We start from the raw sequence: 14,593 nt of genomic DNA, 5'->3' as shown, positions 1-14,593 counted from the left end.
TAAGACTGCCATACAAGCCGAAGCCCAATAACTACACGGAATCAGCGAAAATAGATGAGGCAGGTAGATGGAGGGAAAGAAACGTGTGGTACCCGGGGAGGCCTGTACGATAGGCTCTGAAAGGAGTAACCACCGTCGCAAGACAGTGCTGAACGTACAGGAGTCAGCAGAGGTCATAGTAGCGGCATAACCGTGAAGGACCGAATCAACAGGAGTCTTAAGTACGACCCGGAAAGGAAGAACGGGCACATGATTGCAGAAAACAAAGACAGCTGCTCGCAAAGAGATAGCGCGGAACGCAAAGGGTATGTGAGAGCGCACCGCTCGTTCAACCGGATATGGAAGGAAAGAGACAGTGCAGAGCCGGATATTCTCGGAAAGATCCTGGATAAGGGCAACCTGAACCGGGCCTATAAGAGAGTAAAGGCAAACAAAGGAGCGCCCGGAATCGATGGGATGACCATCGAGGACGCGCTTCCATGGCTGAGGGAACATCAAAGCGAGCTGATCGCAAAAATACGGAGTGGACATTACACCCCATCGCCTGTGAGGCGTAAAGAGATCCCGAAGCCGGACGGCGGAGTACGAAAGCTTGGTATTCCGACGGTAATCGACCGCATCATCCAGCAGGCAATCGCCAGCAGTTGATGCCCATCTATGAGCCGTTATTTTCGGACGGAAGCTATGGCTACCGGCCGGGAAGAAGCGCGAAGGATGCCATTCAAAAGATCAAAGAGTACGCGGAAAAGGGATACACAAGGGCGGTAGTTCTTGACCTATCCAAGTACTTTGACACGATCGATCATGTAAAACTGCTTAATCTTCTGAGACAGAATGTCAAAGATGAAAGAGTGATTCAGATGATCAAACGGTATCTGAAGAGTGGCGTGATGGAGGACGGTGTTGTTGTTCGGACAACGGAAGGTTCCCCGCAGGGCGGAAATCTATCGCCATTGCTTGCGAACATCTATCTGAACGAATTCGACCAGGAATTCAAGAGACGAGGGGTGCCATGCATCCGCTATGCGGACGATATTGTTCTGCTGGCGAAAAGCGAGCGGGCATCTCAAAGACTATTGGAATCCGGTGTGAAGTATCTTGAGGGAGCCCTGAACCTGAGGGTGAACCGGGAGAAAAGCAGAACGGTCAGCGTGTTTGCAATCCGAAATTTTAAGTACCTTGGCTTCTGTTTCGGGAAAGGGAAGAACGGAGTATATATCCGCGTACACCCGAAGTCATACAGGAAGTTCAAGGATAAACTGAGGATGCTTACTTCCCGGAGCAGATGCGGCAGTATCGTAAAAGCCATGAAGCGAATAGAGGTTTCTGCGCGCGGATGGCTGAACTATTATGGAATTGCGGACATGAAGAGCAACATCGAAGACCTGAACGGGTGGCTGTACAGACGCATACGGATGTGTATCTGGAAGCAGTGGAAACTGCCACGGACACGTAAACGGAAGCTTCTCGGTCTGGGATTGCCAGAATGGGCCGCATGCAAGGGAGCATACAGTCGAAAGTCGTATTGGAGAACGGCGCATACGCCGTCGTTACAATGGGCTTTAAGTAAAGAAAGACTGATACACTGGGGCTATTATGATCTCGCCTCAGCGTACCAGTCCATGCACGTCAACTGTTGAAACCGCCGTGTACCGAACGGTACGCACGGTGGTGTGAGAGGACGGCGGCTAATCACCGCCTCCTACTCGATCGCCCGGCGGCTAATCACCGCCTCCTGCTCGATATGAAGTGCCAGGGGACTCTCTCATGGGAGGACGAAGGACAAGGTCCTTGTCTCTTCCTTGTGCTAAAATAATAATTTCTAAAAGAAAAGCGGACAGGCTGAACCGAGGTGGACCATGACAGCAGGTTGGAAGGAATATTTCTCAGGAGCAGAGTTGGAAGAGGGTGTCCGTCTCTGTCACAAGAAGGCGGTCAAGGGATTCATAGCCACGAAGGACAGCTGCATGGCCAGGGTCCTGGCGGACCGGGTCTATGATGTCTCGATTCGGGGCCTTTCAGAGGGAAGGCTCTCCATGGGCTGTAACTGCCTAAAGGCCCAGGAGGGGAAGAATTGCGCACATATGGCGGCGGTGCTCTTGTTCCGGCAGCAGGAGAAGGGAATCGACCTTTCGGAGAAGGAGGTCTTGTTCGGGGATGAGACAGAAGGCTACTTGGAAGAGGCGGACGCCTTCTTTCAGATCAGAAAGCTGACCGCCGACTTCAAGGCATCTCCGGACTTAAAAAGCCGGGCCAACGAGCTGATCGAACAGGGGAGAATGCGGGTCGATTTCTTCAAGATGCACTATGGATCCGGAGGCCGGGCGGACACGGCCTGGGCGGAGTTTCAGGCCCTCTATCGGCCTAATAGTTCCACATCTTTCGCCAGGCATCCGGGCAAGGTATACTTTTGCTTCTCACGAGATCGCTTTACGGATATCCGATGTGAGAACTGCCGGAGCTATCTCTTCGGTTACCGGAAGCATGAGATCTGCGTCCACGAGATGGCAGCGATCTACCTGCTCCAGGACTACATCAGACAGTACAATCCCGGAGATGCCACGGATGAGAGGGGAGACCGGTTCCTGTCCTCTTTCTCCCGCCTGGTGACGGCGCAGGAGGATGGAAGGCAGGGGGCAAATCCGATCATTCGGCTGATTCCCCGTCTCATTCAGGATGCAGAGGGGCTCACGCTCTCCTTTCGGATCGGGGTGAATCAATTCTATGTGGTCAAGGATCTGACGAATCTGGTGGACCTGGTCGAGGAGGGAGGTTCTCTGCCCCTGGGAAAGCGGGATACCCTGCATTTTCAGCAGGAGACCTTTCATGAGAGCTCCCGCGAGGCCTATTCCCTGATCCGGAGCCAGGTGGATGCCAGACTGCTTCTTGAGAAGCGCCTGAGTGACAGCTATCCCTATTACAAGCAGTCCTCCTTTCAGCTGGCTCAGGGGATGCCCTTGGAGGGGGATGCGGCGGACTTCCTCTACCGGTATCTCGAGGCGGGCCGGTCTGCAGAACTGCGTGATAAGACAAGGAGTGCAGGATATACGAGCCTGCGGCCGGGAAAGCATATTCCAAAGATCCGGCTTCGCATAGATCCTCTCCTGAACTTGGACAAGCTCGGCCCGGATCAGTTGGACAAGCTCTATCACAGGGCACTTGCGCAGGAAGGAGATGCCTATGCGGAGATCGAGGCCCATGAGCCCCACGCTGCTTCTGAGATGGCGGAGAGACTGGAGAATCTGGTCAGGCCGGAGGACCTCTATCGCCTGGCCGGTGGCACAGACATCATCTCGGCCTCCGATGTCCAGGGACTGATCGTAACCGGCGATCTGCCGGTGCAGATTCGGGGCAGGGAGGCCTCTTATGCGGTTTACGACGGGAAAATGGTCCGCTTCTCCAGGGAGGATGAGGAATCTCTGATGCCTTTGACCAAGGCGGCGGAGGGGAGATCTCTGCGGCTCTTTATCGGGAAGAAGCACCTGGCGGAGTTCTACTATAGGGTACTTCCCCGTCTGGAGGAAAATCCGAGGATCGCCATTTTAAAAGCAGCTGATTACGAGGCCATGGGAATTCTGCCGGAAGAGGCCGAGTTCTCCTTCCGGCTGGACATAGAGGACGGCCTCCTGCTGGCAGACGGCAAGGTCAGCTACGGGGACAGGACCTTTCCCCTGCTGCCGCAGGAAGACCGGCGGGATGTCTATGACGCGGGGAGGGATCCGGAGCAGGAGGCAAGGGCTCTGGCCGCCTTGCAGGCGGACTTCCCCTTCTATGAGAGAAAATGGGCCTCTTTCTGTAGAGAGGCGACGGACGACGCCATCTATGAGATCCTGGATTCCGGGATCGCTCGTCTTAAGCGCCTGGGCCGGGTGGAGGGGTCGGAGGCCTTCCGAAAGTTGTCCATCCACAATATGCCTCGGATTCGGGTTGGCGTGTCTGTGACCTCAAATCTCATGGACCTGGAAATTTCCACCGAAGACATGTCGACGGGAGAACTGATGGAGCTCCTGGACTCCTATCGGCGCAAGAAGGCCTACCACAAGCTCCGCAGCGGGGCCTTCATCCGCCTGGACCAGGAGGATTCCATGAAAATGCTAGTCCGGCTCATGGATGACACGGGGGTGAAGCCCGAGGATTTCACAGAGGGGAAGATGCGCCTGCCGCTCTACCGGGCCCTCTATATCAATCAGATGTTGGAGGATCACGACGCCATTGCCGCAGACAGAGACCGGGGCTTTCGCAAGCTGATCAAGGGCTTTAAGACCGTGGCAGAGTCGGATTATGATGTGCCCCGGAACCTGTCCGGGGTACTCCGCAAGTATCAGACTTATGGCTACAAGTGGATTCGGACTCTGGCGGCCAATCACTTCGGGGGGATTCTGGCCGACGACATGGGCCTGGGAAAGACCCTGCAGATGATTGCCGTCCTGGCAGCAGAGAAGAGGGAGCGCAGTGAGGGGGGAGGAGAGGTCAAGCGGCCGTCTCTGATTGTCTGTCCGGCCTCCCTGGTCTACAACTGGCAGGAGGAGTTGACCCGCTTTGCCCCGGAACTTCTTGCGGTTCCCGTAACAGGAATGGTCTCACAGAGGAAGGAGATTCTGGCCGACTGGAAGCAGACGGATGTCCTGATTAGCTCCTATGACCTGCTCAAGAGAGATATAGCCATCTATCGTAAGATGACCTTTGATTTTCAGGTCCTGGATGAGGCGCAGTACATCAAGAACCCCGGAGCGGCGGTCTCCAAGGCGGTCAAAATCATTCACAGCGACCATCGATTTGCGCTGACCGGGACGCCGATTGAGAATCGTCTGTCGGAGCTCTGGTCCATTTTCGACTTCCTCATGCCCGGCTTCCTCTATCGCTATGAGACTTTTCGGACGGACTTTGAGCTCCCGATCGCAAGAGAGGAGAATGAGGCGGTGATGGCCAGGCTGCGGCGGATGACAGGGCCCTTTATCCTGCGCAGGTTGAAGAAAGATGTCTTGAAGGACTTGCCGGCCAAAATAGAAGAGGTTCGCTATGCGCGTCTAGAGGGAGAGCAGAGAAAACTTTACGACGCCCGGGTGATCAGAATGCGATCTATGCTTGCGGTGACCGGAGAGGTCTATAACCGGAACAGAATCCAGGTCCTGGCGGAGCTGACCAAAATCCGGCAGATCTGCTGCGATCCATCGATCCTGATGGAGGGGTACAAAGGGAAGTCTGCCAAGCGGGAGGCCTGCCTGGACTTGATCACATCTGCCATTGACGGAGGACACAAGATGCTGGTCTTCTCTCAATTTACCTCCATGCTGGCCCTTCTGGAGGAGGACCTGGCCCGGGAGGGGATCTCCTTTTACAAGATTACGGGCGCTACCAGTAAGGAGGACCGCCTTCGTCTGGTGCATGCCTTCAACGAGGACGAGACCCCGGTCTTTCTGATCTCTCTGAAGGCGGGGGGGACCGGTCTGAATCTGACCGGGGCAGACCTGGTGATCCACTATGATCCCTGGTGGAATCTGGCGGCACAGAATCAGGCGACGGACCGGGCCCATCGGATCGGTCAGACCAGAGACGTCTCTGTCTTTCGCCTGATTGCAAAGGACACCATAGAAGACCGCATTCTCGACTTGCAGGAGAAGAAGAAGGACTTAGCGGATGCCATTCTGAGCGGGCGGTCAGATTCTCTGGGCCGGCTGTCTCAGGAGGAATTGCTGGACCTTCTGTCCTGAGCGGGTGAGACCTTCGAATCCCGGCAGAGCGGCTTCGGCCGTCGTGTGGTAGAATAGCGGAGTATCTACAACTGACTCGGAATGGATTCATCAGATCCGGCCGGGTCCAAGAAGAGATGGATCTGATTCAGACCGGAGAGGAAACGCAGGAAGAAGCATGACCAGGCATCAAGAGAAAAAAGACAGCTTTGCCCGGGAACTGACTCCGATGGAGAAGGAAGCCTATCAGGCCTATCGCCGGCTGATGGACGCCCTCTGCAAGTCGGATACAGTCCTTCTTCGCAGTCTGATGGATGAGAATGTCCGCATGAGCGGCGTCAACGGCAGAGACCGAAAGCTGGAGGAATTTCTGGAGGAACTGAAGCGGGGAGACATCTCCTATTCCGGGATTGAGCTGCAGAGGGTGCAGGTCCATCTTGTGTTCGAGGAAAGCGGGGAGGACGAACCGGCGGAGGACGAACCGGCGGAGGACGAACCGGCGGAGGTCGAATCAGCGGAGGCCGAATCAGCAGGGGCCGAGTCAGTTCAGCTTGAATCGGCAGAGGAAGAAGCTGAGGAGAATTCGGATCCGGGAGCGGATTCGGCTGCAGACTGCTATGCCACCGTCACCGGAGTCAGCCTGCAAAGGGCCAGGATTTATGGCATGAAAGGCTTTTTTCATCGGCATTTTGTCGCGAGGCTTCGCCGAAGGGATGGCCGCTGGACTTACATTGGAGAGTAGCAGATGAACTTGATTCACATCATTGTGCTGGTGGTCGCGATTGCCCTCGCAGCCCTCTGCCTGCTTGCTGCGGGCTTAGCTATGTACATCACCGGGATCAGGCGCCAGACCATCGAAGAGGCCAAGGCCTGGCAGGATGCCCACTATGATACTTCCTACTGGGACTCGCTTGAGAAGAAGGAGTACCGGGTCAGAGGATACAGGGACTACCTGCTTCACACCCTTTTCGTCGCCAATCCCAAGCAGCCGGATTCTAAGAAATACGTCATTCTCTCCCATGGCCATACGGACAACCGCATGGGAGATCTCAAATACCTGCCGACCTATCTGAGCCTGGGGTTTCACTGTATCATCTACGACCTGCGCGGGCACGGATGCAACAGTCCCTCCCCCTGCTCCTATTCCATTCGGGAGAGGGAGGACCTGCTTGCCCTGATCAGGGACAGCAGGGACCGCTACGGAGAGGATATCATCCTGGGCCTGCACGGAGAGTCTCTGGGAGCGGCAACGACAGTCGCATGCCTCTATGCCAGGCCGGAGGTCGCCTTTGCAGTTGCGGACTGCGGCTTCGCCGATATAGAGAATGTCCTAAGAGGCGCCGGTTCCAAGGCCCGTATCCCGGACTTCCTTCTGACCCTTGCCATGTTCATGGCTAAGCTTTTCTTCGGCTTCGACCTAAAGAAAGCAAGGCCAATTGACAGCTTGCGGGGCAATCAGGTGCCCATCCTCTTCATGCATGGAAGGGAAGACCGTCTGATCTCTCCGGAGAACAGCCGGAGAATGGAGGAGGCAACAGAGGGTGAGACCGGCCTTCACCTGTTTGAGGGAGCGGGACACGCCGAGAGTGTTCTTGTGGATCCGGAGCGCTACCGCCGCTATGTCGGAGCCTTCCTGGGCCGGATCATGCCCGAGGATATGCGGCCCCACAGGGAATAAGCCATCTGTGCCGTTTCGCGACTCCCCATCGGCTCTCTCAGGAGAAGGGGGAGGACGCTTTCTGACTATGAAGGAGAAGTTCATGCCTGTCTTTCAAATAAATGATTACGAGAAAGCACATCTGGAACAGGTGCTTGCGCAGGCCTCCGAGTGCGCGGTCCTTTTGAAGAAGAAGGGAGATTTTCCCCTCCGGGAACCGGGAAAGCTTGCCCTCTATGGTTCCGGCGCCCGCCGGACCATCAAGGGGGGGACCGGGTCAGGGGATGTGAATTCCCGTTTTTCCATCAATATCGAGGAAGGGCTGAAGAGGGCCGGATTTATCATCACGACCAGGGCCTGGCTGGATGCCTATGACCGGATCAAGAGGGCGGCGGTCCTTCCCTGGATCAGGAGGCTCAGGAGAGAGGCCCGTGCGGCCCACCAGTTTCTTGCGGTATACGGGATGGGGGCTGTCATGCCTGAGCCGGTTTATGATCTGCCCTTGGAGGGCAAGGGGGATACGGCGGTCTATGTCTTAAGCCGTGTCTCCGGAGAGGGGAGTGACAGGAAATTTCTGCCCGGCGACTTCCTCCTGACCGAGACGGAGATCCGGGATATCCTCGCGTGCCAGTCCCGCTATCGGCACTTTATGCTGGTATTAAATGTCGGCGGGCCGGTTGATTTGAGTCCCCTGGCAGACCGGGTCGACAACATTCTTCTGCTCTCTCAGCTGGGGGCTGTGACCGGGCAGGTGCTGGCCAGAATTCTCCTGGGCATTGCCTATCCGTCAGGAAAGCTTACGACCAGCTGGGCGGGACAGAAGAGCTATCCTCAGATCGGGGACTTCGGCGGGAAATACGACACCCGCTACCGGGAGGGGGTCTATGTTGGCTACCGCTATTTCGACAGCCTGAATAAGCCCGTTCTCTTCCCCTTCGGCTATGGACTCAGCTACAGTGAATTTGCGCTGGGACAGACACGCGCTTTCCCTGAGCCCTCGGGCCATGTCAGAGTGGATGTCTCTGTGAAGAATATCGGGAGCCGGGCCGGCAAGGAGACCGTCCAGGTCTACGTCTCAGCTCCGGAGGGTCGGCTCGATAAGCCCTATCAGGTCCTGGCGGCATTTGCCAAGACGGGAGAGCTGGCAGCCGGAGAGGAAGTTCTTCTCCACCTCGAATTCGACCTGGCGGACCTGGCCTCCTATGACAGTGACAGGTCCTGTTATCTGCTGGAAGAGGGCCTCTATGTCCTCCGCGTCGGAAGGGACAGTCGGAATACCCGGCCGGTTCTGGGCTTGGAATTAGACCGCACCTGTGTCACCCGCCGGGTGAAGAAATTGCCGGGGACCGTTGATTTCAGAGATTTCAGGCCGGAGAAGGCTCGGCGAAGACTGCCGGAGGAGGACCTCCCGGTCTTAAAATTAAGCGGAGAGGGGATCCGCTGCCAAGAGGTCTCTTATGAGAGGAAGGAAAAGATCGATCCGCTGGCGGAGAAGCTGACCAATGAGGAGCTGGTCCTGGTGACAACGGGGGCCTTCCAACCCGGGGCGCGTTTTCTCACGGCGATCGGCGAGGCCTCCTCGCATGTCTCCGGCGCCGCGGGAGAGACGACCGGATGCTTTCGGGCGAGAGGACTCAAGCCAATCATCATGGCGGACGGACCGGCCGGTCTGCGCTTGAACCCTCACTATGTCGTCAATGAGAACGGATCTGTGACCAGTTACGGTCATAATCCCATGATTGACAGCATGGGACATCTCCTGCCCGGTGTGGCCATCTGGTGGCTTCGGTATTCCTCCAATCGGACCATGCGAAGAATTCGAAAGTCCGGAATGACCATCTATGACCAGTTCGCCACGGCCATCCCGATCGGGACGGCCATTGCCCAGACCTGGAACCTGTCTCTGGCAGCCTCCTGGGGTGCCATTGTGGGGGATGAGATGCAGCGCTTTGGGGTCCAGCTCTGGCTGGCGCCCGCCCTGAATATCCAGAGAGATGTGCGCTGCGGTCGCAACTTTGAGTACTTCTCGGAAGACCCCCTGGTCTCCGGCAAATTCGCAGCCGCGATCACGAAGGGCGTTCAGGGGAATCCGGGATGCGGCACGACCATCAAGCACTTCGCGGCCAACAACCAGGAGACCAACCGCTACGGAAATAACTCCCTGGTCTCCGAGCGGGCCATGCGGGAAATCTACTTGAAGGGATTTGAGATCTGCATTCGGGAGAGCCAGCCCTGTGCCCTGATGACCTCATACAACCTGCTGAACGGGAGACACACCTCCTGCAGCAAGGCGCTCAATGAGGACATTCTCCGGTCTGAGTTCGGATTTGAGGGGATTGTCATGACGGACTGGCTGATCGAGGGGGGAACCGTCCCAAGGAAGGGGAAGTATCCTGCTCCGGATCCGGCTCTGGTGGCCGCGGCCGGGAATGATCTCTTCATGCCGGGAAGCAAGAGGGACTATCAGAGGACTCTGGCGGGACTGGCTGAGGGCAGAGTGACCAGGGAGGACCTCCTGAAGGACGCTTCCCGCCTGGTCCGTATGGCGGAACGGCTTACAGCTGCCACAAAGAGGGGAGAAAAGGGTAAAATAAGACGGTCATAGTGCAGGAGATCAGCGTGGAATAAACCGGATCCCGCGCAGAGCAGGAGATCCGCAGGAGAACAGGGAGAGTGTTATGGAACTTCATTTCGGTTCAGATGAGGGAAAGAAGAGTCGGCGGTCGATCAGGTCAACCTACAGTGACTTCTTCAGCCCCTCCGATCGACGGAAGAAGCCAGCAGAGGATATGCCAAGCTCGGCAGATCGATTGACCCAGTCGCAGAATGCGCTGAGACAGGCGGAGGAGGCCTTGAGGCAAGTCAAGGACCGATTCGGTACATTGAACCGGGACCGGTCGGATTCCGGACCGGCCGGGCTTGGGCCAAGTTATGCAGATCACCTGGACCGAATCCAAGGAGGATCGGATGAGGGAGAGGGGCTTGACAGGGCGCCTGACCTTCAGAGTGAGGGGACAGAAGCCGGCAAGGAGGCATCTGAGAAGAAGATAAAAGGGACTGAGGAGGCTGGAAATAAGGAGCCTGAGACGGATCCCATGGAGGACCTGGACGCTCTGGTGGGGCTTTCTTCCATTAAGCATGATGTCAAGGAACTCTATGATTTCGTCAAGGTCCAGAAGATGCGCCGGGATGCCGGCATGAAACTGGCTCCGGTCTCCCTGCACCTGGTTTTCTCAGGGAATCCGGGTACCGGCAAGACGACAGTCGCCCGCATCATTGCCCGTCTCTACAAGCAGATCGGTGTCCTCTCCAAGGGGCAGCTGGTTGAGTGTGACAGGTCCGGTCTTGTGGCCGGATTCGTGGGGCAGACGGCCCTGAAGACCCAGGAGAAGATCCAGGCTGCCCTGGGCGGCGTCCTCTTTATCGATGAGGCATATGCCCTGACGCCGGGAGACGGAAGCAATGACTATGGGCAGGAGGCGGTGGAGACCATTTTGAAGGCGATGGAGGACCACCGGGACGATCTGGTCGTCATTGTTGCCGGATATACCGAGCCCATGAAGCGGTTTGTGGAGTCGAACCCGGGTCTGAGGAGCCGCTTTAATAAGTACATTGATTTTCCCGATTACAGCATCGAGGAACTTCTGACTATATTTGAGGGCAACTGCAGAAAATACGAGTATGTTCTGGCAGATGACGCAAGAGACCGGGTCAAGAGCCTGCTCCTGCTGAAGAAGGCGCAGAATCCCAGGAATTTCGCGAATGCCCGTGAGGCAAGGAACCTCTTTGAGACGGTTATCACCAACCAGGCCCGCCGCATCGCAAGGCTTGAGAACCCCGGAGCGGAGGAGATGAAGCAGATTCTTCCGGAGGACCTAAGAGATGAGTTGGATCCTGGAAAAGACCCGGGAAAGGACCCTGGAAAAGACCCGGGAAAGGACCCCGGAAAGGACCCCGGAAAGGGCCCGGAAAAAGATGAGGGAAAATCCGATCATTCGTGAGTGGATCAGGACTTGCCCAAGAGGCGCGGATCGCAGTTGATGGGCAGACTGCTTTGTGAATATGTCTTGTGAGAGGGAGTGCCCGCAAAAAGGAAAGAGATATGGAAAGAGAGAGATTAGGAAGTCGGCTTGGTTTTATTCTGATTTCGGCGGGCTGCGCCATCGGAATCGGCAATGTGTGGAAGTTCCCCTATATGGTGGGACAGTATGGGGGCGGGATATTCGTCATTATCTACCTGCTCTTCCTCGTCATCCTGGGAGTCCCGGTTCTGACGATGGAGTTCTCCCTGGGCCGCGCCTCACAGAAGAGCCCGGTCAAGCTCTATCAAGAGCTTGAGAAGCCAGGGTCCAAGTGGCATATTCACGGTGTCTTTTCCATGCTGGGCAACTACCTGCTTATGATGTACTACACCACGGTTGCCGGCTGGATGCTCCAGTACTTCGTCTACATGGTTCAGGGCCGCTTTGAGGGCATGGACGCCGGTGGGACGGCGGAGGCCTTCTCCTCTATGCTGGGAAGCCCGGCGGCGAACGTGATCGCTGTCCTTGCGGTTGTGGTCTTCGGCTTCGTCATCAATATGGGTGGACTCCAGGGCGGCCTGGAGCGGGTGACCAAGTGGATGATGCTGGCGCTTCTGGCAGTCATGATTGTCCTCGCCATCAACTCCGTTCTGCAGCCGGGAGCGGAAGAGGGGCTTAAGTTCTATCTCATGCCCTCGGCCGAGCATATCAGGCAGGCCGGTCTCTTCCGGGTTATCGTCGGCGCCATGAACCAGGCCTTCTTCACCCTGAGCCTGGGCATCGGGTCTATGGCCATCTTCGGATCATATATTGACAAGAAGCGGAGTCTGATGGGAGAGGCCGTCAATGTGGCAGTCCTTGACACCTTTGTGGCAATCACGGCCGGTCTGATTATCTTCCCGGCCTGCTTTGCCTACGGGATCCAGCCGGATCAGGGCCCCAGTCTCATCTTCATCACCCTTCCCAATGTCTTCAATCACATGGCCTTTGGCCGCTTCTGGGGGAGCTTCTTCTTTGTCTTCATGTCTTTCGCGGCCATGTCCACCGTTCTGGCGGTCTTCGAGAATATCATGGCCTGCTATATGGACCTGACCGGCTCTTCCAGGAAGAAGGCCGGGATTATCAATATGCTGATCGTCGGCATCCTCTCCCTTCCCTGCGCTCTGGGCTTCAACGTCCTCTCCTTCATTCAGCCCCTGGGCAAGGGGACGGGCATCCTGGACCTGGAGGATTTCCTGGTGTCCAACATCCTTCTGCCCGGCGGAGCCCTGACCTTCATCATCTTCTGCGTCAGCCGCTACGGCTGGGGCTGGAAGAAGTTCACGGATGAGGCCAATGAGGGCGAAGGCCTTAAGGTGGCCGGTTGGATGAGAGGCTACATGACCTATGTCCTGCCTGCGATTGTCGCCCTGATTCTGATCTACGGACTGGTCAATGCCTTCATCTGAGCGCGGTCAAGAGGAGGATATGAAAGAAGCCAAAGCCCTATTGAAAGCGTATTTTGGCTATGAGGATTTCCGACCCGGCCAGGAGGAGATGGTGACGGATATCCTGGCGGGGAGGGATGTCCTGGCCGTCATGCCCACCGGCGCCGGAAAGTCCATCTGCTATCAGCTTCCGGCTCTTATTCTTCCCGGGGTGACCATCGTCATTTCGCCTCTGATCTCCCTGATGGTGGACCAGGTTCGCGCCTTAAACGCGGCGGGAATTCACGCTGCCTATATCAATTCGGCCCTGACAGATGCGCAGATTGTAAGGGCCTTAAGCTATGCTGCCCGGGGCCGCTATGACCTGGTCTATGTCGCTCCGGAGCGGCTCTCTACACCGGAGTTCATGACCTTCGCCATGACGACGGATATCTGCCTGATCGCCGTCGATGAGGCGCACTGCATCTCCCAGTGGGGGCAGGACTTCAGGCCCGGCTACAAGAGAATTCATGACTTCGTCATCAGCCTGCCTAAGCGGCCGGTGGTCGCCGCCTTCACAGCCACAGCGACCAAGCGGGTCCAAGATGACATTGCCATGAGCCTGCACCTGCAGGATCCGGGACTCTTAGTGACCGGTTTTGACCGGCCCAATCTCTACTTCGCCCTGGTCCGGCCCGCCGACAAAATCGCCTGGCTGATCACTGACATGGCAGGGCACAGGGAGGAGACAAGCATCATTTACTGCTCCACCAGGAAGAAGGTGGAGGAGGTCTACGAGGTCCTCAGAGAAGAGGGCCTGTCGGTGGGCAGATACCATGCCGGCATGGAGGCCGAAGACCGAGCCCGAAGTCAGGAGGACTTCATCACGGACCGGACCCGGGTCATGGTGGCGACCAATGCCTTCGGCATGGGGATTGACAAACCGGACGTCCGCCGGGTCATTCACTTTAATATGCCCCAGAGCATGGAGAATTACTATCAGGAGGCGGGCCGGGCCGGCCGTGACGGGGAGGAGGCTGAGGCCCTTCTCCTGGTGGACGGACAGGACTATGTCATCGCCAGATATCTGTTGGAGCACAAGGACTACCCCGAGGGGATGACCGGAGCAGAGATTCTCACGGCTCAGGACCGGGATCTGGACCGCCTTCGGTTCATGGAGCGATACACCAGGACCGGTAAGTGCCTCAGGTCTTATATTCTCCGCTATTTCGGAGAGAAGCCGCAGGGAGAGTGCGGCAAGTGCTCCAATTGCTGTCGGGCAGAGGAGGAGGCCGGGGCGGCCGCGGGGGAGAGAGAGCCGATCTCTGAGCCTCGGGCTCATCTCACCGGCATCGGATGGGATGATCTGACGGCGGTGGCGGCAGATTCGGATGACTTCATGCATGGGGACAGGAAGCGGAAGGATCATCCCGGAGGAGGAACAGGCATCGCAGGCTCCGGGACATACCATAGCCACCTGCAGGCGCTTGACATCCGTCGGGTTGTAGCCCCTGAGGGAGATGGATTCTCGGATGAGGACAGGGAGCTTCTGAGACGGCTGGATGACCTGCGCAAGGAGATCGCCGGAGAGAACGGCGTCGCTCCCTATATGATCTGCAATCTGCGCACCTTAAAGGAAATCTGTCGGCGAAGGCCCGGGAACCGAGCGCAGATGCTTGAACTGCCGGGAATGACGGAGACCAAATACGATAATTTCGGCTGGCGCTTTTTTAAGCTGCTCTCAGAGGCAGAGGACTAGCGTTCAGGGGATGTTCAGAGGATGGATGCAGAAGAGAGGCAGACAGAAACGTTCTGTCT

7 protein-coding genes and 1 pseudogene are annotated in these 14,593 nt (G+C 56.9%); all 8 read left to right on the top strand.

The annotated features are described in order from the left end of the window. The first annotated feature begins 249 nt into the window (after positions 1 to 249). A pseudogene (gene ltrA, locus ACO5R6_RS03480) lies at positions 250 to 1,640 on the top strand (group II intron reverse transcriptase/maturase). 219 nt (positions 1,641 to 1,859) lie between these two features. Beyond that, positions 1,860 to 5,711 (top strand): SNF2-related protein, encoded by a 3,852-nt coding sequence (locus ACO5R6_RS03475; protein WP_485625801.1) that lies wholly within the window; start codon positions 1,860 to 1,862, stop codon positions 5,709 to 5,711. Between the two features lie 157 nt (positions 5,712 to 5,868). Further along, complete coding sequence (locus ACO5R6_RS03470; RefSeq protein ID WP_485625800.1) at positions 5,869 to 6,432, top strand: nuclear transport factor 2 family protein; 564 nt, start codon at positions 5,869 to 5,871, stop codon at positions 6,430 to 6,432. 3 nt (positions 6,433 to 6,435) lie between these two features. After that, positions 6,436 to 7,368, top strand: coding sequence for an alpha/beta hydrolase (locus ACO5R6_RS03465; RefSeq protein WP_485625799.1), 933 nt, complete (start codon positions 6,436 to 6,438; stop codon positions 7,366 to 7,368). A gap of 82 nt (positions 7,369 to 7,450) precedes the next feature. Further along, complete coding sequence (locus tag ACO5R6_RS03460; protein ID WP_485625798.1) at positions 7,451 to 9,952, top strand: glycoside hydrolase family 3 N-terminal domain-containing protein; 2,502 nt, start codon at positions 7,451 to 7,453, stop codon at positions 9,950 to 9,952. A gap of 73 nt (positions 9,953 to 10,025) precedes the next feature. Beyond that, positions 10,026 to 11,348 carry an AAA family ATPase gene (locus tag ACO5R6_RS03455; RefSeq protein WP_485625797.1) on the top strand — a complete coding sequence of 441 codons (1,323 nt, stop codon included), beginning with the start codon at positions 10,026 to 10,028 and terminating at the stop codon, positions 11,346 to 11,348. Positions 11,349 to 11,449: 101 nt separating this feature from the next. Then, the gene (locus ACO5R6_RS03450; RefSeq protein ID WP_485625796.1) at positions 11,450 to 12,817 is read left to right on the top strand and encodes a sodium-dependent transporter; all 1,368 of its coding nucleotides are present in this window, start codon (positions 11,450 to 11,452) and stop codon (positions 12,815 to 12,817) included. Positions 12,818 to 12,836: 19 nt separating this feature from the next. Then, on the top strand, positions 12,837 to 14,534 hold the full coding sequence (locus tag ACO5R6_RS03445) for a RecQ family ATP-dependent DNA helicase (protein ID WP_485625795.1): 1,698 nt from the start codon (positions 12,837 to 12,839) through the stop codon (positions 14,532 to 14,534). Positions 14,535 to 14,593: the final 59 nt, after the last annotated feature.

The organism is Shuttleworthella sp., assembly GCF_057251025.1.
Note: the sequence above shows the minus strand (reverse complement) of the source record. Positions and strands in the feature narration are given on the sequence as shown.